We start from the raw sequence: 14856 nt of genomic DNA, 5'->3' as shown, positions 1-14856 counted from the left end.
AACCATGCATACTGACGTTAATGCTTTATTTTCTGCTCTATGGCAAGACTACATTAAGATGACGCCTTCAGCGGCGAAAATTCATCAGCTATTAGGCCATGGCGCGCCAATCATCAATGACCATATTGCTTTGCGTACTTTTAATATCGCTAAAGTGAATTTAAGCGTATTGGCTAAACATTTCACCTCTATCGGTTATGTCGACAGTGGTGATTATAAGTTTGAGCAGAAAAAGCTGATAGCTAAGCACTTTGAACATCCGGATCCAAAACAGCCAAAGGTGTTTATTTCTGAGTTGTTAGTGGAAGAATTTAGCCCTGAGTTGCAAAAGAGCATTCATGGTTTAATCGATCAGGTTGATGTTTCGGCGACCACTGCAGATAATTTTATTTATTCTGGTCGTCATTGGGACGTAGATAAAGCGACTTACCAAGCCTTACTTGTCGAAAGCGAATATGCTGCGTGGGTTGCTGCGTTAGGTTACCGTGCCAATCACTTTACGGTGTCAATTAACGATCTGCCTGAATTTGAGCGTATTGAAGATGTAAACCAAACCTTAAAGCAGGCTGGGTTTGTACTAAATAGCTCTGGCGGTGAAGTTAAAGGATCGCCAGAAGTCTTGTTAGAGCAGTCTTCTACCATGGCTGATAAAGTGGTAGTGAACTTTACTGATGGTGATGTGGAAATTCCAAGTTGTTTCTATGAATTTGCCCGTCGTTATCCAATGGATAATGGTCAGCTTTATACTGGCTTTGTTGCAGCATCGGCCGACAAGATTTTCGAAAGTACCAATGCAATGATGTAATGTTTATGCATTGACAGAAAAGACCTAATTGATCGCTCAGTTGGGTCTTTTTTACGTTAAGATTAAAGTTAAATGATCTTAAGTCGAGTAACAAATACTGATTAACCCGAGTTGAAGTTAAATAGGCATTAACACACTAACGCTAAGACCTTGTAAGGCATCACTGCGATTAAATTGTAGAGAAAATCCATATTGGTCACAGATTTCTTTAACGATAGACAGCCCCAAACCGTGGCCTATTGTTGCCTCATCTAAACGGGTACCTCTAGCGGTCAATAAGGCCATTTGTTCTTGCTTTACGCCGCAGCCATTGTCTTCTATTTGTAGTAAAATATCACCGTTTGGCTGCAGGTAAATATTAATGTTCACCTGAGAATGAGCCCATTTAAAAGCGTTATCAAGCAAATTGCCGAACAGTTCCATACCATCTTCTCGGTGGATTGGGATCCGGCTGATCTGATTGAAATTTACAATGGTGCAATTGATATTACGTTGATGGTGCACTTTATGTAGGGTATGAATTAAACTGTCAAAGTCTTTAGGCACTGCTAATTGTGCTGCTGGTAACATGTCGCCAGTAATTCTCGCAGCAGCCAATTTACGTTCAATCATTTTATGAACTAAATCTAATTGTTGCTGCATTGCTATTGCCGCATCAGGATGGCTTAGACCCAGTGCTTCAACTTGTTGTTGCATCACTGCTAATGGGGTTTTTAAGCCGTGACTTAAATTACCTAGGTTATTACGGCTACGTTCAATTTGTTTGGCGGTGTAGTCTAATAGCTCATTATAGGTTTCTGCTAGCGGGCGGATTTCTGCTGGAATTTGTGAAATGGTTAATGAGGCTATTTCTCCCTCGCGTAATTTAGCCAGTGCCCCTTGGATTTGATTCACTGGTTTAAAAGATTGACGTAAAATAATAAAGATACCGGCTATCATCGCCAATAGCATCCCAATATTAATCGCTAACTTAGCACCAAATACTTCACTAAAAACCCGTCTGCCAATACTGAGATCTTGAGCGACGGTCAGGGTGGCAGTGTTGATACTATTTGGCGCACCAATGCCAATAGATAACAGCTGCATATCATTATTTTTTGGCCCTTTAGCCTGCCAAACTCGTTTTTGTTGCGCTTGTAAATGATCAATCTGTAACTCTGCATCCCATAATGAGCGCGAGCGAATAATACGGTCAGGTAAATTTAATTGGAAGTAACGGCCTGAATAGGCAGGTTTATAGAAACTGGATAACTGGCTTTGATCGATGACTAGCTCACCATCATCGAGCCTGGTGGCGATAATAATATGTTCTAAATCTTCTTCTAAACGATTAATAATCGAGTCATGAAACGCATCTCTTAACATCGATTCAAATAAGAATAAGCCTATAAGAGTGGCAATGATGATTAACCCACTGAGCCATAGGCTTAATTTAAAGCGAATCGAGATCATTCAATAATGCCATGAAAAATATAGCCTTGTCCTCGACGGGTTTCGATTGCCGTTTTACCGAGTTTTTTGCGTAAATGTGTCACGTAGACTTCAACGACGTTACTTTCTTTTTCATCATTAAATTGATACAGCTTATCTGTTAGCTGAGTCTTTGATAGTAGTTTTTTTGGCGACATCAAAAATATTTTTAGTAACCTAAATTCCATAGATGTCAGCTCGTATTCTTGGCCACCCACGGTCACTTTCTGTTCGTTTTCGTCTAGATTAACACCAGCGTAACATAGTTGTTTTGATGATGAATTAACTCGTCCATGGGCACGATGGATCAGTGCTTGAACTCGTGCAAGTAGCTCTTGGGTATGAAATGGCTTACCTAAGTAATCGTCCGCTCCAGCATTGAAGCCTTCAACCTTTTCGTGCCACTGACTGCGGGCTGTTAACATTATTACCGGGGTACTGATGCCACGTTCACGCCATTGGGTGACTAATGATAAGCCATTGCCGTCAGGTAGGCCGATATCGAGAATGACACAGTCATAATCAGTTTCTTTCATCAAGTAATCAGCTTCAATCGCCTTGTCTGTGACATCCGTAATATAACCTGCTTGCTTGAGTTGTTTTTCAAGTTCGGCAACCAGTAATGGGTTATCTTCAACGAGTAACAGTTTCATGTTTAGTACATTCGCTCGGTAATTGAGTCAATGAATCTTGAATGCCATTAGCTGCATCTAATTGCAGATTAACAACATGCCCTTGTTTCAGCTTAAATTGTAGGTCATAGCGCCATTTATCTTGATGTTGGTATAGCTGTGCATCGATTAAGTGACCATCACAATATTGGGATATCCAGATTAAGTAATCATCTAATGAACGTATACTACCAGAAGATACCAATTCTTGGACGTTATCATGATCCAGAGCGAGTTCTTGTGCGGGAATATCTTGTTGGTTAATGGTGATGGCCATTAAGCTGCTTATTGCTGTAAAGAACAAGCTATTCATGGTCGCTCCAAAATAAAAAAGTGGCGTTCAGAGTATGAACACCACTTTAAGTAACTTGGCTTAAATCAAGCTGAAGCCTATATAAATAGGCGTAAACATTTAGTTTTAGTCATAATTAACTGTCGTTATAATTAACAACAGTTATAGTTAACTACGGTCGTTTAGCGAGTGCCGTACACCACAATAGTTTTACCGTGCGCTTGGATCAAGCTTTGTTCTTCAAGCATTTTTAAAATACGGCCTACTGTTTCGCGTGAACAACCCACAATTTGACCAATTTCTTGACGAGTTATCTTAATTTGCATACCGTCAGGATGTGTCATTGCATCAGGTTGTTTCGCAAGGTGTAATAACGTTTGTGCAATACGACCCGCTACATCAAGGAACGCTAAGTCGCCCACTTTTTGGCTAGTGCTGTGTAAACGATATGCCATTTGCGCTGATAGCTTCATCAGAATTTCAGGATTAACCTGAATAAGTTGCTTAAACTTCTTATAAGAAATTTCTGCAATTTCGCATGCTTGTTTAGCACGAACCCAGGCAGTACGCTCAGATTGCTCTTCAAACAAACCAAGCTCACCGATAAAGTCGCCTTGATTAAGATAAGACAGGATCATTTCTTTACCTTCTTCATCTTTGATCAATACTGCGACCGAACCTTTGACGATGTAGTATAAAGTGTCAGATTCTTCACCAGCATGAATTAAGGTGCTTTTTGCTGGATACTTATGAATGTGACAATGTGAAAGAAACCATTCTAATGTTGGGTCAGGTTTTGGCTTACCAATCAGAGCCATATGATATTCCTCGATTGATGAAAAATGAAAGTAAGTAATGTCTAATTAAGCATTCTACGCTATTGAAACGGTGAAAACTTTGATAGAGATCGTATTTAGAAGTGTGCGTAGTGTATATTAACTTGTTAAATTTTAGATTAAATTTATCTCGTTTGTGATGGCGGTCGACTTTTTTTGTGAATTTGTCTCAATCATCACTACGATTGAATTATTGTAACTAGCATTTGTCTATGGTATTGGTTCCATCAATTAGCTAATGTTATTTAACCAGCATCGTAAATAGTTGTCGAGGTATGCGTGAAAAAAATGAGTCAAATCGCAGTTGTTGTCTGTGTTGTTCTATTGAGCGGGCTAAGTTTATCTGTAAAAGCGTTTGTTATTCCGCCCACTATGGAGTCTCAGGCGGCGACTAAACTGGTTCATATTCAGATTAAAGCGACACAGGGAAATGCAGATGCACAATTTTTATTGGGCTTAATGAATCTTTCCGGACGATTTGTTGCTCAAGACACTAAACAAGGATTGAGTTGGGTTAATCTTGCTGCACAACAACAGCATCTAAAAGCACAACAAACATTGGCCGATTTAGCCTTTGAAGGTAAATTATTACCGCGTGATTTGGCTGTAGCTGAAAAATGGTACCTGCAGATGGCTGAGCAGGGAGATAAATGGGCTCATTTTCGTTTAGGATTTATTTATTCTGCAGGTGGTGATGGCGTGGTTCGCAATTGTGGCAAAGCAATGGAGCAGTTTACTGCTACAGGTGATGCGGTTTCATTGGGCAATATTGCGTGGATATTAGCAACGTGTCCAGAAGCTGAATATCGAGATGGTTCGCGCGCTGTGTCGATGTCGCTAAAACTACTGGAGCATAACCAAAATGATCCTACAGTATTAGATAACCTTGCAGCAGGATATGCTGAACTTGGTGATTTTTCTGCAGCGATAGATGCCCAGAAAAAAGCGATAGATGCCTTAAAGGATAACCCAGAGATTGTGCGCAGCGATGAATTTATTTTACGTTTGAAGCAGTACCAAAAAAATCAAGCTTACCGGGAAGTTATTCCTCTTATGTAATAATTTTTGAGCAATTAAAAAGTGTTATTTGCTCACGTTGGGGATGGTAAAACGTGATGTTAACACCTAAAAGTCGGCCTTGTTTGGTTTCGTTGATGTGCTTAATGCACTAACAGATCAAAAAGGGGGAATTAGCACCTCAAGCACATCAACTGCCGTTCTTTCGCTTGAAATCACGATACGGCTATCTTAATTGTTGTGACTTAAATCAAGCTTAATCGGACTTGATGTCATCAAGGTTTTGCAACTCTAGACGTTTATCCATTAAGTCTTTAACCAAAGGCGTTAAAATTAATTCCATTGCTAATGACATTTTACCGCCAGGCACCACTAGTGTGTTAACGCGCGACATAAATGAGCCTTGGATCATGTTGAGATAATACGGAAAATCAACATTGTTTATGCCACGAAAACGGATGACTAAAAAGCTTTCATCGAGACTAGGAATATCCTTAGCACTAAAGGGATTCGAAGTGTCTACTGTCGGTACGCGTTGAAAGTTAATGTGAGTTCGCGAAAATTGTGGTGTCATGTGTTTGATGTAATCGTCCATACTACGGACTATCGAACCCATTACTTTTTCACGACTATGACCTCTATCATTCGTGTCGCGAATTATCTTCTGGATCCACTCTAAATTGACAATGGGCACCATGCCTATCAGCAAATCGACATGTTTAGCCACATCAGTATCTTCTGTTACTACACCACCGTGTAAGCCTTCGTAATACAGCATATCGGTATTGGCTGGTAAATCACGCCACTGCGTGAATGTACCAGGCATTTGGTTGAATGGAACGGCTTCGTCAAAGGTGTGCAAGTAACTGCGCGTTTGGCCATTACCGGTGCTACCGTAGCTGGTAAAGCACTCTTCGAGCTTTTTGAAGTTATTCGCTTCAGGACCAAAATAGCTTAAATTACGATTTTCAGCCTGTGACTTTCTAATTAACACTTCCATTTCAGCGCGGGTGAAATTATGAAAACTGTCACCTTCAACAAATGCAGCATTAATACCCAACTGTCTAAAAATATGAATAAAGGCTGTTGTGGTTGTGGTTGTGCCAGCACCAGATGAACCGGTTACAGCAATAATAGGGTGTTTTGCTGACATGTTATTTGCCTAGGTAATATTGTGGACGCGAAAAAACGAGTCACTAGTTATACGGTAATCATCACCTGTGGGTCAATTATTCACAGGTAACAATGTTATCATTTTGGCGCACTATCTCGTTTTTGCATTAGTGCGATCCTTAAGATAGCCGTGAAATATGTTCACGTTGTCTAATGGCTATAGACTCATCTTCTTCACTAAACTCGACAACTAATTCGCCCTTTTTAAGCGCAAGCTTACATTGTTCAATGGCTCTGGTTAATTGTTGCTCGTTAGCATCACTAAAACTGCCGTCTTCAAGTTGCGATAATAGATACTCTTTTATCATACGTTGAAGTACTTCATGGGGTAATGACAGTAGCGCTTCATAAGGCACAAGCATGGGTATTTCCTATTAATGGCTTACTGAAGGAGAGGATTCGTCCGGATCTAATACTTTACCACTAGCGGATAAAATAAACTCGATAATACGATGCTCGAGATAAAAACGTGGTTTCCAAGGCCAACCACCTTCAATAAAACCCACATGCCCACCAAATTGATGTAATTCGTATTCGACCATAGGTGACAATTGATCTTGATTTGGGATCACCTCATCAGTCATAAACGGATCATCTTTGGCATGGATAACTAGTGTGGGTTTGGTAATATATTGTAAATAATTAAGGCCGCTAGCTTGTTGATAGTAATCATTAACGTCAGTAAATCCATGTAATGGTGCGGTGACTTTATCGTCAAACAAATAAAAGGTATTGAGCCTTTTAAGCTGCCCTTTGGTGATGGGCATTTGTTCTGTTAAGTTTGCTGTGTTAATTTTATCGAGCATTTTTTGCTGTAAGCGTTTAATTAAAAAGCGCTGATAGAGAGTTGAAAAACCACTTTCTAGGCGTTTGGCACAAGCACCTAACCTGAGCGGGGCTGACACCACTACGGCTCGTTCTAGTAAGCTCTGTTGTCCAGTACTACCTTGATATTTGGCCAATACATTGCCGCCTAAGCTGTAGCCTACAGCATACAGTGGTGAGTCTGGATAGTAGTGTTTTAGTTGCCCTAAGGTATACGCTAAGTCGTTAACATCGCCGCTATGATAACTGCGAGCTAAGCGGTTAGGTTCACCGGAACACCCTCTATGATGATGAACAACAGCAGACAGTTGAGCTTTTTTTGCTTCAATAAGCATTCTGCGCGCATAGTGTGATTCTGTGTTACCTTCAAGACCATGAATAATAACTAAGATGGGCTCGCCATTTTGCGCTTGGCCCAACCAATCTAAATCGATAAAATCACCGTCTGGTAGCTCTTGTCGTTGCCTAAATGTCGTTGGTCTGGCCACTTTGAAAATAAACGGCAAAATCGTTTGTACATGCGGGCTAGCAGCCCACCAGGGCGGTGTGAACAAGGTTTTCATAAAAGGAAGGTTTCTGTAATTGTTTGTGAAAATTTAAACGTATGTTTAAATGTTACTCATGCCACTCTACCACATAAAAAATACACACAACAATAAACTCAAGGGGAAGTAAATGAAGCGGCGTACCTTTCTCACCGGTGCTTTTACTGGAACAGCAGTATTAGCATTAGGTGTTAACTTATATTTGCCTAACATCACAACTTCTTCGGAGGATATTCATCACCGAGTATTATTCAGTGTGTTGATCCCGGTATTCTTAGATGGCGCATTACCTGAGGTTCCTAGTCATAGAGATCTCGCGATTAATCGTACTTTAGATGCCATTTCTCAATCAATTATCCATCTGCCTATTGAACAACAACAAGAGTTGATGGAGTTATTAGATTTACTCGAAGGCCGCTTTGGACTGTTGCTTTTGAGTGGCAGTATGACACCGCTGTTAATGCGTGAGCCACAGCAATTAATAGACATGCTAGAATTTTGGCGCAACAACTATCTAAATATGTTAACAACCGCATATAGCGGATTACGTGAATTGATTATGGCAAGCTATTACGCCTGTCCGGAACATTGGGGTAATTTACGGTATGTGAAACCCACTTTCTTGGTGCATAACGCGCATTAACCCTAGTGTAAGGAGTATTCCCTTGGCCATTATTGATCCTATTATTACCGGATTAGGTGCTGGTTGGCATCATATTGATGCTAGTACCTTAGAAGTCGATCGTCACTTTGACGCTGATGTTGTGATTGTTGGTACTGGCGCTGGCGGTGGTACCGCGGCAGAAATATTAACTGAAGCTGGATTAAAGGTGATAATGATTGAAGGCGGATCGCTTAAGTCATCAACACACTTTGATATGGAAGAACGTCACGCTTATCCTAACTTGTATCAGCAAGCGGCTGCGATGAAAACCGCAGATAAAGGCATTGGTATATTTCAAGGCAGAACGGTTGGTGGTTCAACTACAGTGAATTGGACTACATCAATAAGGACTCCAGAACAAACACTGGCTTTTTGGGAGCAAGAAAAGTCGGTCAAAGGATTATCTTCGCAAGCGTTACTGCCTTGGTTTGAGCTAATGGAAAAGCGGCTCAATATTGAACAATGGAAATTTGAACCTAATCGTAATAATGGTGCATTGCGCGAAGGTTGCGAAAAATTAGGTTGGGATTACACTGTCATTAAACGCAATGTCAAAGGCTGCTGGAATACCGGTTACTGCGGCATGGGTTGCCCTGTTAACGCCAAGCAATCGATGTTGGTTACTACCATACCCGCGGCGCTAGATAAAGGCGCGACGCTCATTTCTCGCGCTAGAGTGGTTAAGCTGGAGCACAAAGGCGATCAAGTCGTGGGCTTAACTGCCCAGGCATTAACGGAAGGCTTAATGCCGACGTCTGTGAACATTACCTTTACGGCAAAGCATTATATTTTAAGTGCTGGTGCTATTCACACGCCCACTATTCTAATGCGCTCTAATACACCTGATCCACATAAGCAATTAGGCAAAACCTTTTTACATCCCTCACTGTTATCGGGAGGTATATTTGATGAACAAATTAACGGTCACAGTGGCGCACCGCAGTCTATTTATTCCGATGAATTTGTTTGGCGTGATGGCGCGGCTGGCGATCTAGGCTATAAACTTGAAGTGGCACCTGTACATCCGGTACTAATCGCCTCAAAAACCATTGGTTATGGTGTTAGCCACGCACAATTAATGGCTAACTTTAACCAAATGCAGGTCACCATCGCGCTTATTCGTGATGGTTTTAATCAGCAATGCCCTGGTGGGCAGGTACGGTTAACCGATACGAGCTTTGCATTAGATTATCCGTTAGGCCAAGGTTTTTGGGATGGTGCTCGTCGAGCATTTTTGTCCATGGCTGAATTGCAGTTTGCTGCGGGGGCTAAAAAGGTATTACCAATGCATGATGGCTTGTCATTACTTAATTCGTGGAGTGAAGCAAAACAGGCTATTAATGATGTCGATTTAGGTTTATTAAAAACCATCGTCGCATCGGCTCATGTTATGGGCGGTTGTGCTATGGGCGAAGATAAAGCGCTTTCAATGGTCGATACTTTTGGTTATTCACATTATCTTGAAAATTTATCGGTGATGGATGGCTCAGTATTTCCAACCAGCCTGGGTGCGAATCCTCAGTTGTCTATTTATGGTCTTGTGGCGCGTAATGCTACGGCATTAGCCCAAAAGCTGACTCAAACTAGCTAGTTAAACTTATGCCATACACCACAGATAGACGGTGTATGGCTTTGAATATTCTGAGATGACATACAATATTGTTGTCATTACTGTTTATGTATTTATGTTTAATATTGCCCTGTAATAGCTTATTTGATGGTTAATCGTGTCGCTGGTGGATGAATGCTATTGGTACGAATAAGAGCCTATTAGGTTAACTCGGCCATAATGCTTTTATTTAAGCCAAATAAGCCAAGGTAGTGTTGTATATTTGCGGATTCAGAGCTATCACCGACTTCAGTGTTGACCACCTTGCCGTTCAATAAATTCAATTTATGCAATAACATGTATTGAGATTTACGTTCCATAATTAACTCTACGTCGAGCATTTTCTGATATTCGTCATTATCTAAATATGCTTTAGCGATTCGACGTAAACGCCGATAAGGTTGCAATACATTCGCTTCCCATTGCTCTACGACTTCGGTTAATATTTCCCACTCTTGTTGCGTTAAGGTATAAAGCTGTTGATCGAGGTATTGAGCTAATAATAAAATATTAACATTTACGTGATAATTGTCTTGTAGGTGTATATAAAAATTAGGATTAACTAAATAATTTTGCTCACAATTACGCCAAATAATGTGACTAAAGGTTTGACGATTAACAGGTCGCGACATATCGCATTCCTTGTTGCCTTTGTGGCGTTAATCAACACCACAAATGACAATAAAATAATAATACCAAGTATTGATTAAAAATCTTGTTCGATAAGCTCAATTTGCTCTTGAATATCTAACCAGTTCATTTCACTTTCATCCATGGTCTGGGTCAACGTAGTACGTTCGTTAAGAACGTTAGTCATTTTAGCTTTGTTTTCAGCTTCATATAAGCTGCCATCGGCTAATTCAACTTCTAACTCAGCTAATCGGGTGTTAATTTTCTGTTGTTGGGTTTCTAATTTTATTTGTTGTTTTTTCAGTGGTGATACTCTTTGGCGCAGTTCTGCTTCCATTCTTTTTTGCTGCTTTTTATCCACCGCATCACCGCTGGTGGCCGCATCCGTTTTGTTGTTGGCTTGCGCCTGTTTCGCGGCATCGAGTAACCATTGATGGTAATCATCTAAGTCGCCATCAAAAGGTGTCACAACGCCTTGATCGACTAGGTAATAGTCACTACAACTCAATCGTAATAGGTGCCGATCATGCGACACTATGACCATAGCACCTTCAAAGGTTTGCAATGCCATAGTGAGCGCGTGGCGCATCTCTAAATCAAGATGGTTGGTCGGTTCATCGAGTAACAATAGGTTTGGGCGCTGCCATACTACTAATGCCAATACCAGACGTGCTTTTTCTCCGCCCGAAAATGGCCGTACTGGCGATAAGGCCATATCACCATTAAAGCCAAACCCACCTAAAAAATTGCGTAATTCTTGTTCGCGAACACTTGCTGGCGCGAGTCTAGCCAAGTGTTGCATTGGAGAATCATCAAGCGTTAAAAATTCAACTTGATGTTGAGCAAAATAACCAATATTTAATCCCGGATTAGGTTGATACTTACCCGTTTTGGCTTGTAACTGGCCAGATAATAGTTTTATCAGGGTCGATTTACCAGCACCATTTCTACCTAATAAACCAATACGGGCGCCAGGAACGAGGTTTAATTCCACTTGCTTTAGGATGGTATTATCTTCGTAACCAATAGAGACATTTTCCATTACCACTAATGGGTTCGGTAGCGCTTCTGGTTCTCTAAAGGCCATTTGAAATGGATTGTCTACTTGTGATGGTAATAATTCGGCCATGCGCTCAAGCGCTTTTAAGCGGCTTTGTGCTTGTTTAGCTTTACTGGCCTTATAGCGGAAACGATCAACAAATGACTGCATATGCGAGCGCTCTTTTTGCTGACGCTCAAAGGCGACTTGCTGCTGAGCCATACGTTCAGCCCGTACCCGTTCAAAAGAAGAGTAGTTACCTTTGTAGTAATTTAGTTTGTGATTTTCAACATGGACTATTTCCCCGACAATACCATCGATAAAGTCACGATCGTGGCTGATCAAAATTAACGTGCCCTGATAGGATTTTATCCAACCTTCTAACCAATACATGGTGTCTAAGTCTAAGTGGTTAGTTGGCTCATCGAGTAACAATAAGTCTGAGCGACATAATAGTGCCTGTGCTAGGTTGAGACGCATACGCCAACCGCCAGAGAAGCTTTTTACCGGGTTACTTTGGTCTGCATCCTTAAAGCCTAGGCCGGCTAATAGCGCACCTGCTCGAGCCTTAATGGCATAACCGCCAATGGCGTCAATTTTTCCATGTATAAGCGCAATGGCATTGCCGTTATTGTCGGCTTGAGCTTTTTCTAGTTGGGCTTCTAAATCACGGTATTCGGTGTCGCCATCAAGCACATATTCTAGTGCTGACACATCTAATGCCGGTGTTTCCTGTGCCACAGAGGCTACTTGCCAACCCGATGGGAAACTAAATTCACCTTTATCCAGATGTAAATGACCCAAAATCAAGGCAAGCAATGATGATTTACCTGTACCGTTGGCGCCGACAAGGCCAACCTTGTGTCCGGGATAAATAGTCAGTGAGGTTTCATCGAGTAAGGTTTTACTGCCGCGAATTAACTGAGCTTGGCTTATGTTGATCATTAATTACAACTTGATACTTAAGAATAGAATAATAGTGCAGATAATATCGCATATACGATTTATTTCCCACAATCACGGGACTCATGTGGACTAATCATGGCAAAATAGACGTATAAATCGAGTAAAGACCTTATTAAGTCAATCTCTCATTCGGTAAACACTAAGTCGAGTAAATCATGACCAAAATTAAAAAGCGTTTTGTTGCAGGGGCTAAATGTCCTAAATGCAGTGCTAAAGACAGTATTTTATTGTTTAAAGAAAATGGTATTGAAACTGTTGAATGTACTGAATGTGAGTATCGTGAGCAACAAACGGATATTAAAGTGCCACAAAAGACTACTGGCAGTATGATTGGTGTGTTTAAGCCTGATTAAGCTATCTATTCGCGGGACGGACCTCAACACTGGTGAAGGTTGAGGTTAGTTACTCATATATTCATCTGGTTGTGTTTCAGCTGATATCTTCATTTTATGTTGATTCAATATCTGAATAACATCGATGTTATTGTTAGTTAGGTCATTGAAGCGAGTATTAATTTCTTGTAATTCGAGTCCATAACTTGGGTCGTCTTTAGGCTTAGTTTGCCAAAAACGTTTACGATCAAGCTTCTGTATTTCGCTAGCACGTAATATTTCAAAGTAACTATTTTCTTGTTTTAGTCGATACATTTCACCATCAAGTAACTGCAGTAATTTCTCTTTAGAAATGGTTTGCTTATTAAGCAGTGCTTTTAACGGGTCTTGTTTGATTTCGCGCTTGTCGGAGTCGACTTCGGTGGTAATCCCTAATTGGTATTCAATTTTATGCTGGCGATATTCCTGCGGACAGACTGTTTGGCTGAAAACAACTTTTTCATCCATCATACATTTGTAAATAGTATTAGCTTGAGCAGTAAATGCGCTCATGGCGAGTACGATGAATAACAGTCTTTTTGCCATGCGGCCACACATCCTTTTGTTGTCACTATTACGGTTTTGATATCAGTAGTTTACGTTTTCGCTATTAGATTCCATCGACTAGTTTATGTCGCTTAACAGCAGACTACCGTGTCTAGCTGCTAATAGTTATTTACTGGAAATGCACTACCCGTTTCTTGCTATTGCGATCTCTTTTCAAGCGACTTATTTTACTAATGTTTTACTTAGACAATAGCATTAAATAGATTAGCATATTTTTTTGCTAAGTTAAGTAAGACATTAGCCATACTCGCTAGCGGATATTTCATACAACATAATTATACTTGGCTATCAATATAGCGATATTAACGTCGCTAAAATGATTATATCGCTTAAATATGGTTCAAGTTTATCGATAAAACCAGTTTTTGACACTAAAAATTTCAATAAAAACAATCTTATTTATTTTATTAGATTAAGTCAAAATTAAGTGGTTTTACAGGTAAATATTAATTTACCTGGTTAGTTTGTATGACGAGAAAATGTCACATTATCAATTAAGCGAGCCTTACCGAGATATGCTGCAGCAATAACGACTAACGCGGTATCCGCTGCTGTAGCTTGGCGCAGTGTATTAGCATTTCTTACTTCGAGATAATCTGGAGTAAAGCCAGCGTTAATCAAAGATTGTTCAGCTGTTGCAATGGCTTGTTGCGTTGGTTGGTTATTTTGTATTGCATCAACAATATTATCTAATGCTTGTTTTAATGTCGCCGCCGAGTGTTTTTCATCCGTAGTTAAATAGCCGTTACGCGAGCTCATCGCCAGACCTGATTTTTCTCGGATAGTCTCAATACCAATGACTTCAATCGGCATTGATAAATCTTCAACCATGGTTTTAATTATCATCAATTGTTGAAAATCTTTACGGCCAAATAAGGCAATATCGGGTTGCACAATATTAAACAGTTTGGTGACAATCGTTGCTACGCCGCGAAAATGACCTGGACGACTCGCGCCACATAATTCATCACCAATATCAGGTACTTCTACAAATGTTTGTTGTGAAAACCCCTTAGGGTAAATAATCTCGGCCGTTGGAGTAAACAGTATTTCTGCTCCGGCAGCCATTAGCTTGTCGCTATCTTGTGTCAGAGTGCGTGGATAGCCGTCTAAGTCTTCGTTGACACTAAATTGCATTGGATTAACAAAAATAGACACCACCACATGATCAGTGCGCTTTTTAGCTTCATTCACTAGGGTGACGTGACCTTGGTGTAAGTTACCCATTGTAGGAACAAAGGCAACAGTTTCGCCTTTACGACGCCAAGCACTTACATGTTCGCGAATAGTTGAAATAGCAGCGGTGGTAATCATTTTCTGTTGGAACCTTAATAAAAAATCAATGTCGTCAATTGATGTGCATGCAATGCATGGTT

The 14856-nt window shown here is 40.5% G+C and carries 16 protein-coding genes; 5 read left to right on the top strand and 11 right to left on the bottom strand.

What is annotated here, in order from left to right:
* Positions 1-4: 4 nt before the first annotated feature.
* The gene (locus tag EGC82_RS18795) at positions 5-805 is read left to right on the top strand and encodes a DUF1338 domain-containing protein (protein ID WP_124732106.1); all 801 of its coding nucleotides are present in this window, start codon (positions 5-7) and stop codon (positions 803-805) included.
* A gap of 117 nt (positions 806-922) precedes the next feature.
* On the opposite strand, the gene EGC82_RS18790 is transcribed toward EGC82_RS18795, so the two are convergent.
* The 4 genes from EGC82_RS18790 to crp form a co-directional block, all read right to left on the bottom strand.
* Positions 923-2257 (bottom strand): sensor histidine kinase, encoded by a 1335-nt coding sequence (locus tag EGC82_RS18790; RefSeq protein ID WP_124732105.1) that lies wholly within the window; start codon positions 2255-2257, stop codon positions 923-925.
* Positions 2254-2928: a response regulator transcription factor gene (locus EGC82_RS18785; protein WP_124732104.1), complete on the bottom strand. Its 675-nt coding sequence runs from the start codon at positions 2926-2928 to the stop codon at positions 2254-2256. The genes EGC82_RS18790 and EGC82_RS18785 overlap by 4 nt, the downstream gene beginning before the upstream one ends.
* Positions 2909-3259 (bottom strand): PepSY domain-containing protein, encoded by a 351-nt coding sequence (locus tag EGC82_RS18780; RefSeq protein WP_244212492.1) that lies wholly within the window; start codon positions 3257-3259, stop codon positions 2909-2911. The genes EGC82_RS18785 and EGC82_RS18780 overlap by 20 nt, the downstream gene beginning before the upstream one ends.
* Before the next feature lie 161 nt (positions 3260-3420).
* Positions 3421-4056 carry a cAMP-activated global transcriptional regulator CRP gene (gene crp, locus EGC82_RS18775; RefSeq protein ID WP_124732103.1) on the bottom strand — a complete coding sequence of 212 codons (636 nt, stop codon included), beginning with the start codon at positions 4054-4056 and terminating at the stop codon, positions 3421-3423.
* 306 nt (positions 4057-4362) lie between these two features.
* Between crp and EGC82_RS18770 the strand changes: the two genes are divergently transcribed.
* Positions 4363-5133: a tetratricopeptide repeat protein gene (locus EGC82_RS18770; protein ID WP_124732102.1), complete on the top strand. Its 771-nt coding sequence runs from the start codon at positions 4363-4365 to the stop codon at positions 5131-5133.
* A gap of 214 nt (positions 5134-5347) precedes the next feature.
* Here EGC82_RS18770 and EGC82_RS18765 read toward each other — a convergent pair whose 3' ends face one another.
* The 3 genes from EGC82_RS18765 to EGC82_RS18755 all read right to left on the bottom strand — a co-directional run bounded on the left by EGC82_RS18765 (position 5348) and on the right by EGC82_RS18755 (position 7652).
* Positions 5348-6244 (bottom strand): phosphoribulokinase, encoded by an 897-nt coding sequence (locus EGC82_RS18765; RefSeq protein WP_124732101.1) that lies wholly within the window; start codon positions 6242-6244, stop codon positions 5348-5350.
* Positions 6245-6383: 139 nt separating this feature from the next.
* Positions 6384-6626 (bottom strand): YheU family protein, encoded by a 243-nt coding sequence (locus EGC82_RS18760; protein ID WP_124732100.1) that lies wholly within the window; start codon positions 6624-6626, stop codon positions 6384-6386.
* Positions 6627-6638: 12 nt separating this feature from the next.
* A complete protein-coding gene (locus tag EGC82_RS18755) occupies positions 6639-7652 on the bottom strand; it encodes a hydrolase (protein WP_124732099.1) in 1014 nt (337 codons plus the stop codon).
* A 112-nt stretch (positions 7653-7764) separates the two neighbouring features.
* Between EGC82_RS18755 and EGC82_RS18750 the strand changes: the two genes are divergently transcribed.
* Together EGC82_RS18750 and EGC82_RS18745 are read left to right on the top strand one after the other, a co-directional pair.
* On the top strand, positions 7765-8277 hold the full coding sequence (locus EGC82_RS18750) for a TAT leader-containing periplasmic protein (RefSeq protein WP_124732098.1): 513 nt from the start codon (positions 7765-7767) through the stop codon (positions 8275-8277).
* 22 nt (positions 8278-8299) lie between these two features.
* Positions 8300-9889, top strand: a complete 1590-nt coding sequence (locus EGC82_RS18745; protein ID WP_124732097.1) for a GMC family oxidoreductase — start codon at positions 8300-8302, stop codon at positions 9887-9889.
* A 179-nt stretch (positions 9890-10068) separates the two neighbouring features.
* Here EGC82_RS18745 and EGC82_RS18740 read toward each other — a convergent pair whose 3' ends face one another.
* Positions 10069-10539, bottom strand: coding sequence for a TIGR02444 family protein (locus EGC82_RS18740; protein ID WP_124732096.1), 471 nt, complete (start codon positions 10537-10539; stop codon positions 10069-10071).
* Between the two features lie 74 nt (positions 10540-10613).
* The gene (locus tag EGC82_RS18735) at positions 10614-12521 is read right to left on the bottom strand and encodes an ABC transporter ATP-binding protein (RefSeq protein ID WP_124732095.1); all 1908 of its coding nucleotides are present in this window, start codon (positions 12519-12521) and stop codon (positions 10614-10616) included.
* 176 nt (positions 12522-12697) lie between these two features.
* Between EGC82_RS18735 and EGC82_RS18730 the strand changes: the two genes are divergently transcribed.
* The gene (locus EGC82_RS18730) at positions 12698-12895 is read left to right on the top strand and encodes a YheV family putative zinc ribbon protein (protein WP_164839165.1); all 198 of its coding nucleotides are present in this window, start codon (positions 12698-12700) and stop codon (positions 12893-12895) included.
* Positions 12896-12940: 45 nt separating this feature from the next.
* On the opposite strand, the gene EGC82_RS18725 is transcribed toward EGC82_RS18730, so the two are convergent.
* Both EGC82_RS18725 and panC read right to left on the bottom strand, forming a co-directional pair.
* Positions 12941-13459 (bottom strand): DUF4124 domain-containing protein, encoded by a 519-nt coding sequence (locus EGC82_RS18725; protein WP_124732093.1) that lies wholly within the window; start codon positions 13457-13459, stop codon positions 12941-12943.
* Between the two features lie 480 nt (positions 13460-13939).
* Complete coding sequence (gene panC / locus EGC82_RS18720) at positions 13940-14794, bottom strand: pantoate--beta-alanine ligase (protein ID WP_124732092.1); 855 nt, start codon at positions 14792-14794, stop codon at positions 13940-13942.
* Between the last annotated feature and the right edge of the window lie 62 nt (positions 14795-14856).

The organism is Shewanella livingstonensis, assembly GCF_003855395.1.
In the GTDB taxonomy this organism is placed as follows: domain Bacteria; phylum Pseudomonadota; class Gammaproteobacteria; order Enterobacterales; family Shewanellaceae; genus Shewanella; species Shewanella livingstonensis.
Note: the sequence above shows the minus strand (reverse complement) of the source record. Positions and strands in the feature narration are given on the sequence as shown.

Excerpts from the sequence above, each read along its gene's own strand:
- EGC82_RS18725 (WP_124732093.1), bottom strand. The coding sequence starts at position 13,459 with ATGGCAAAAAGACTGTTATTCATCGTACTCGCCATGAGCGCATTTACT.
- EGC82_RS18750 (WP_124732098.1), top strand. The coding sequence starts at position 7,765 with ATGAAGCGGCGTACCTTTCTCACCGGTGCTTTTACTGGAACAGCAGTA.
- crp (WP_124732103.1), bottom strand. The coding sequence starts at position 4,056 with ATGGCTCTGATTGGTAAGCCAAAACCTGACCCAACATTAGAATGGTTT.
- EGC82_RS18795 (WP_124732106.1), top strand. The coding sequence starts at position 5 with ATGCATACTGACGTTAATGCTTTATTTTCTGCTCTATGGCAAGACTAC.
- EGC82_RS18765 (WP_124732101.1), bottom strand. The coding sequence starts at position 6,244 with ATGTCAGCAAAACACCCTATTATTGCTGTAACCGGTTCATCTGGTGCT.
- panC (WP_124732092.1), bottom strand. The coding sequence starts at position 14,794 with ATGATTACCACCGCTGCTATTTCAACTATTCGCGAACATGTAAGTGCT.
- EGC82_RS18785 (WP_124732104.1), bottom strand. The coding sequence starts at position 2,928 with ATGAAACTGTTACTCGTTGAAGATAACCCATTACTGGTTGCCGAACTT.
- EGC82_RS18740 (WP_124732096.1), bottom strand. The coding sequence starts at position 10,539 with ATGTCGCGACCTGTTAATCGTCAAACCTTTAGTCACATTATTTGGCGT.
- EGC82_RS18760 (WP_124732100.1), bottom strand. The coding sequence starts at position 6,626 with ATGCTTGTGCCTTATGAAGCGCTACTGTCATTACCCCATGAAGTACTT.
- EGC82_RS18770 (WP_124732102.1), top strand. The coding sequence starts at position 4,363 with ATGAGTCAAATCGCAGTTGTTGTCTGTGTTGTTCTATTGAGCGGGCTA.
- EGC82_RS18730 (WP_164839165.1), top strand. The coding sequence starts at position 12,698 with ATGACCAAAATTAAAAAGCGTTTTGTTGCAGGGGCTAAATGTCCTAAA.
- EGC82_RS18755 (WP_124732099.1), bottom strand. The coding sequence starts at position 7,652 with ATGAAAACCTTGTTCACACCGCCCTGGTGGGCTGCTAGCCCGCATGTA.
- EGC82_RS18790 (WP_124732105.1), bottom strand. The coding sequence starts at position 2,257 with ATGATCTCGATTCGCTTTAAATTAAGCCTATGGCTCAGTGGGTTAATC.
- EGC82_RS18735 (WP_124732095.1), bottom strand. The coding sequence starts at position 12,521 with ATGATCAACATAAGCCAAGCTCAGTTAATTCGCGGCAGTAAAACCTTA.
- EGC82_RS18780 (WP_244212492.1), bottom strand. The coding sequence starts at position 3,259 with ATGAATAGCTTGTTCTTTACAGCAATAAGCAGCTTAATGGCCATCACC.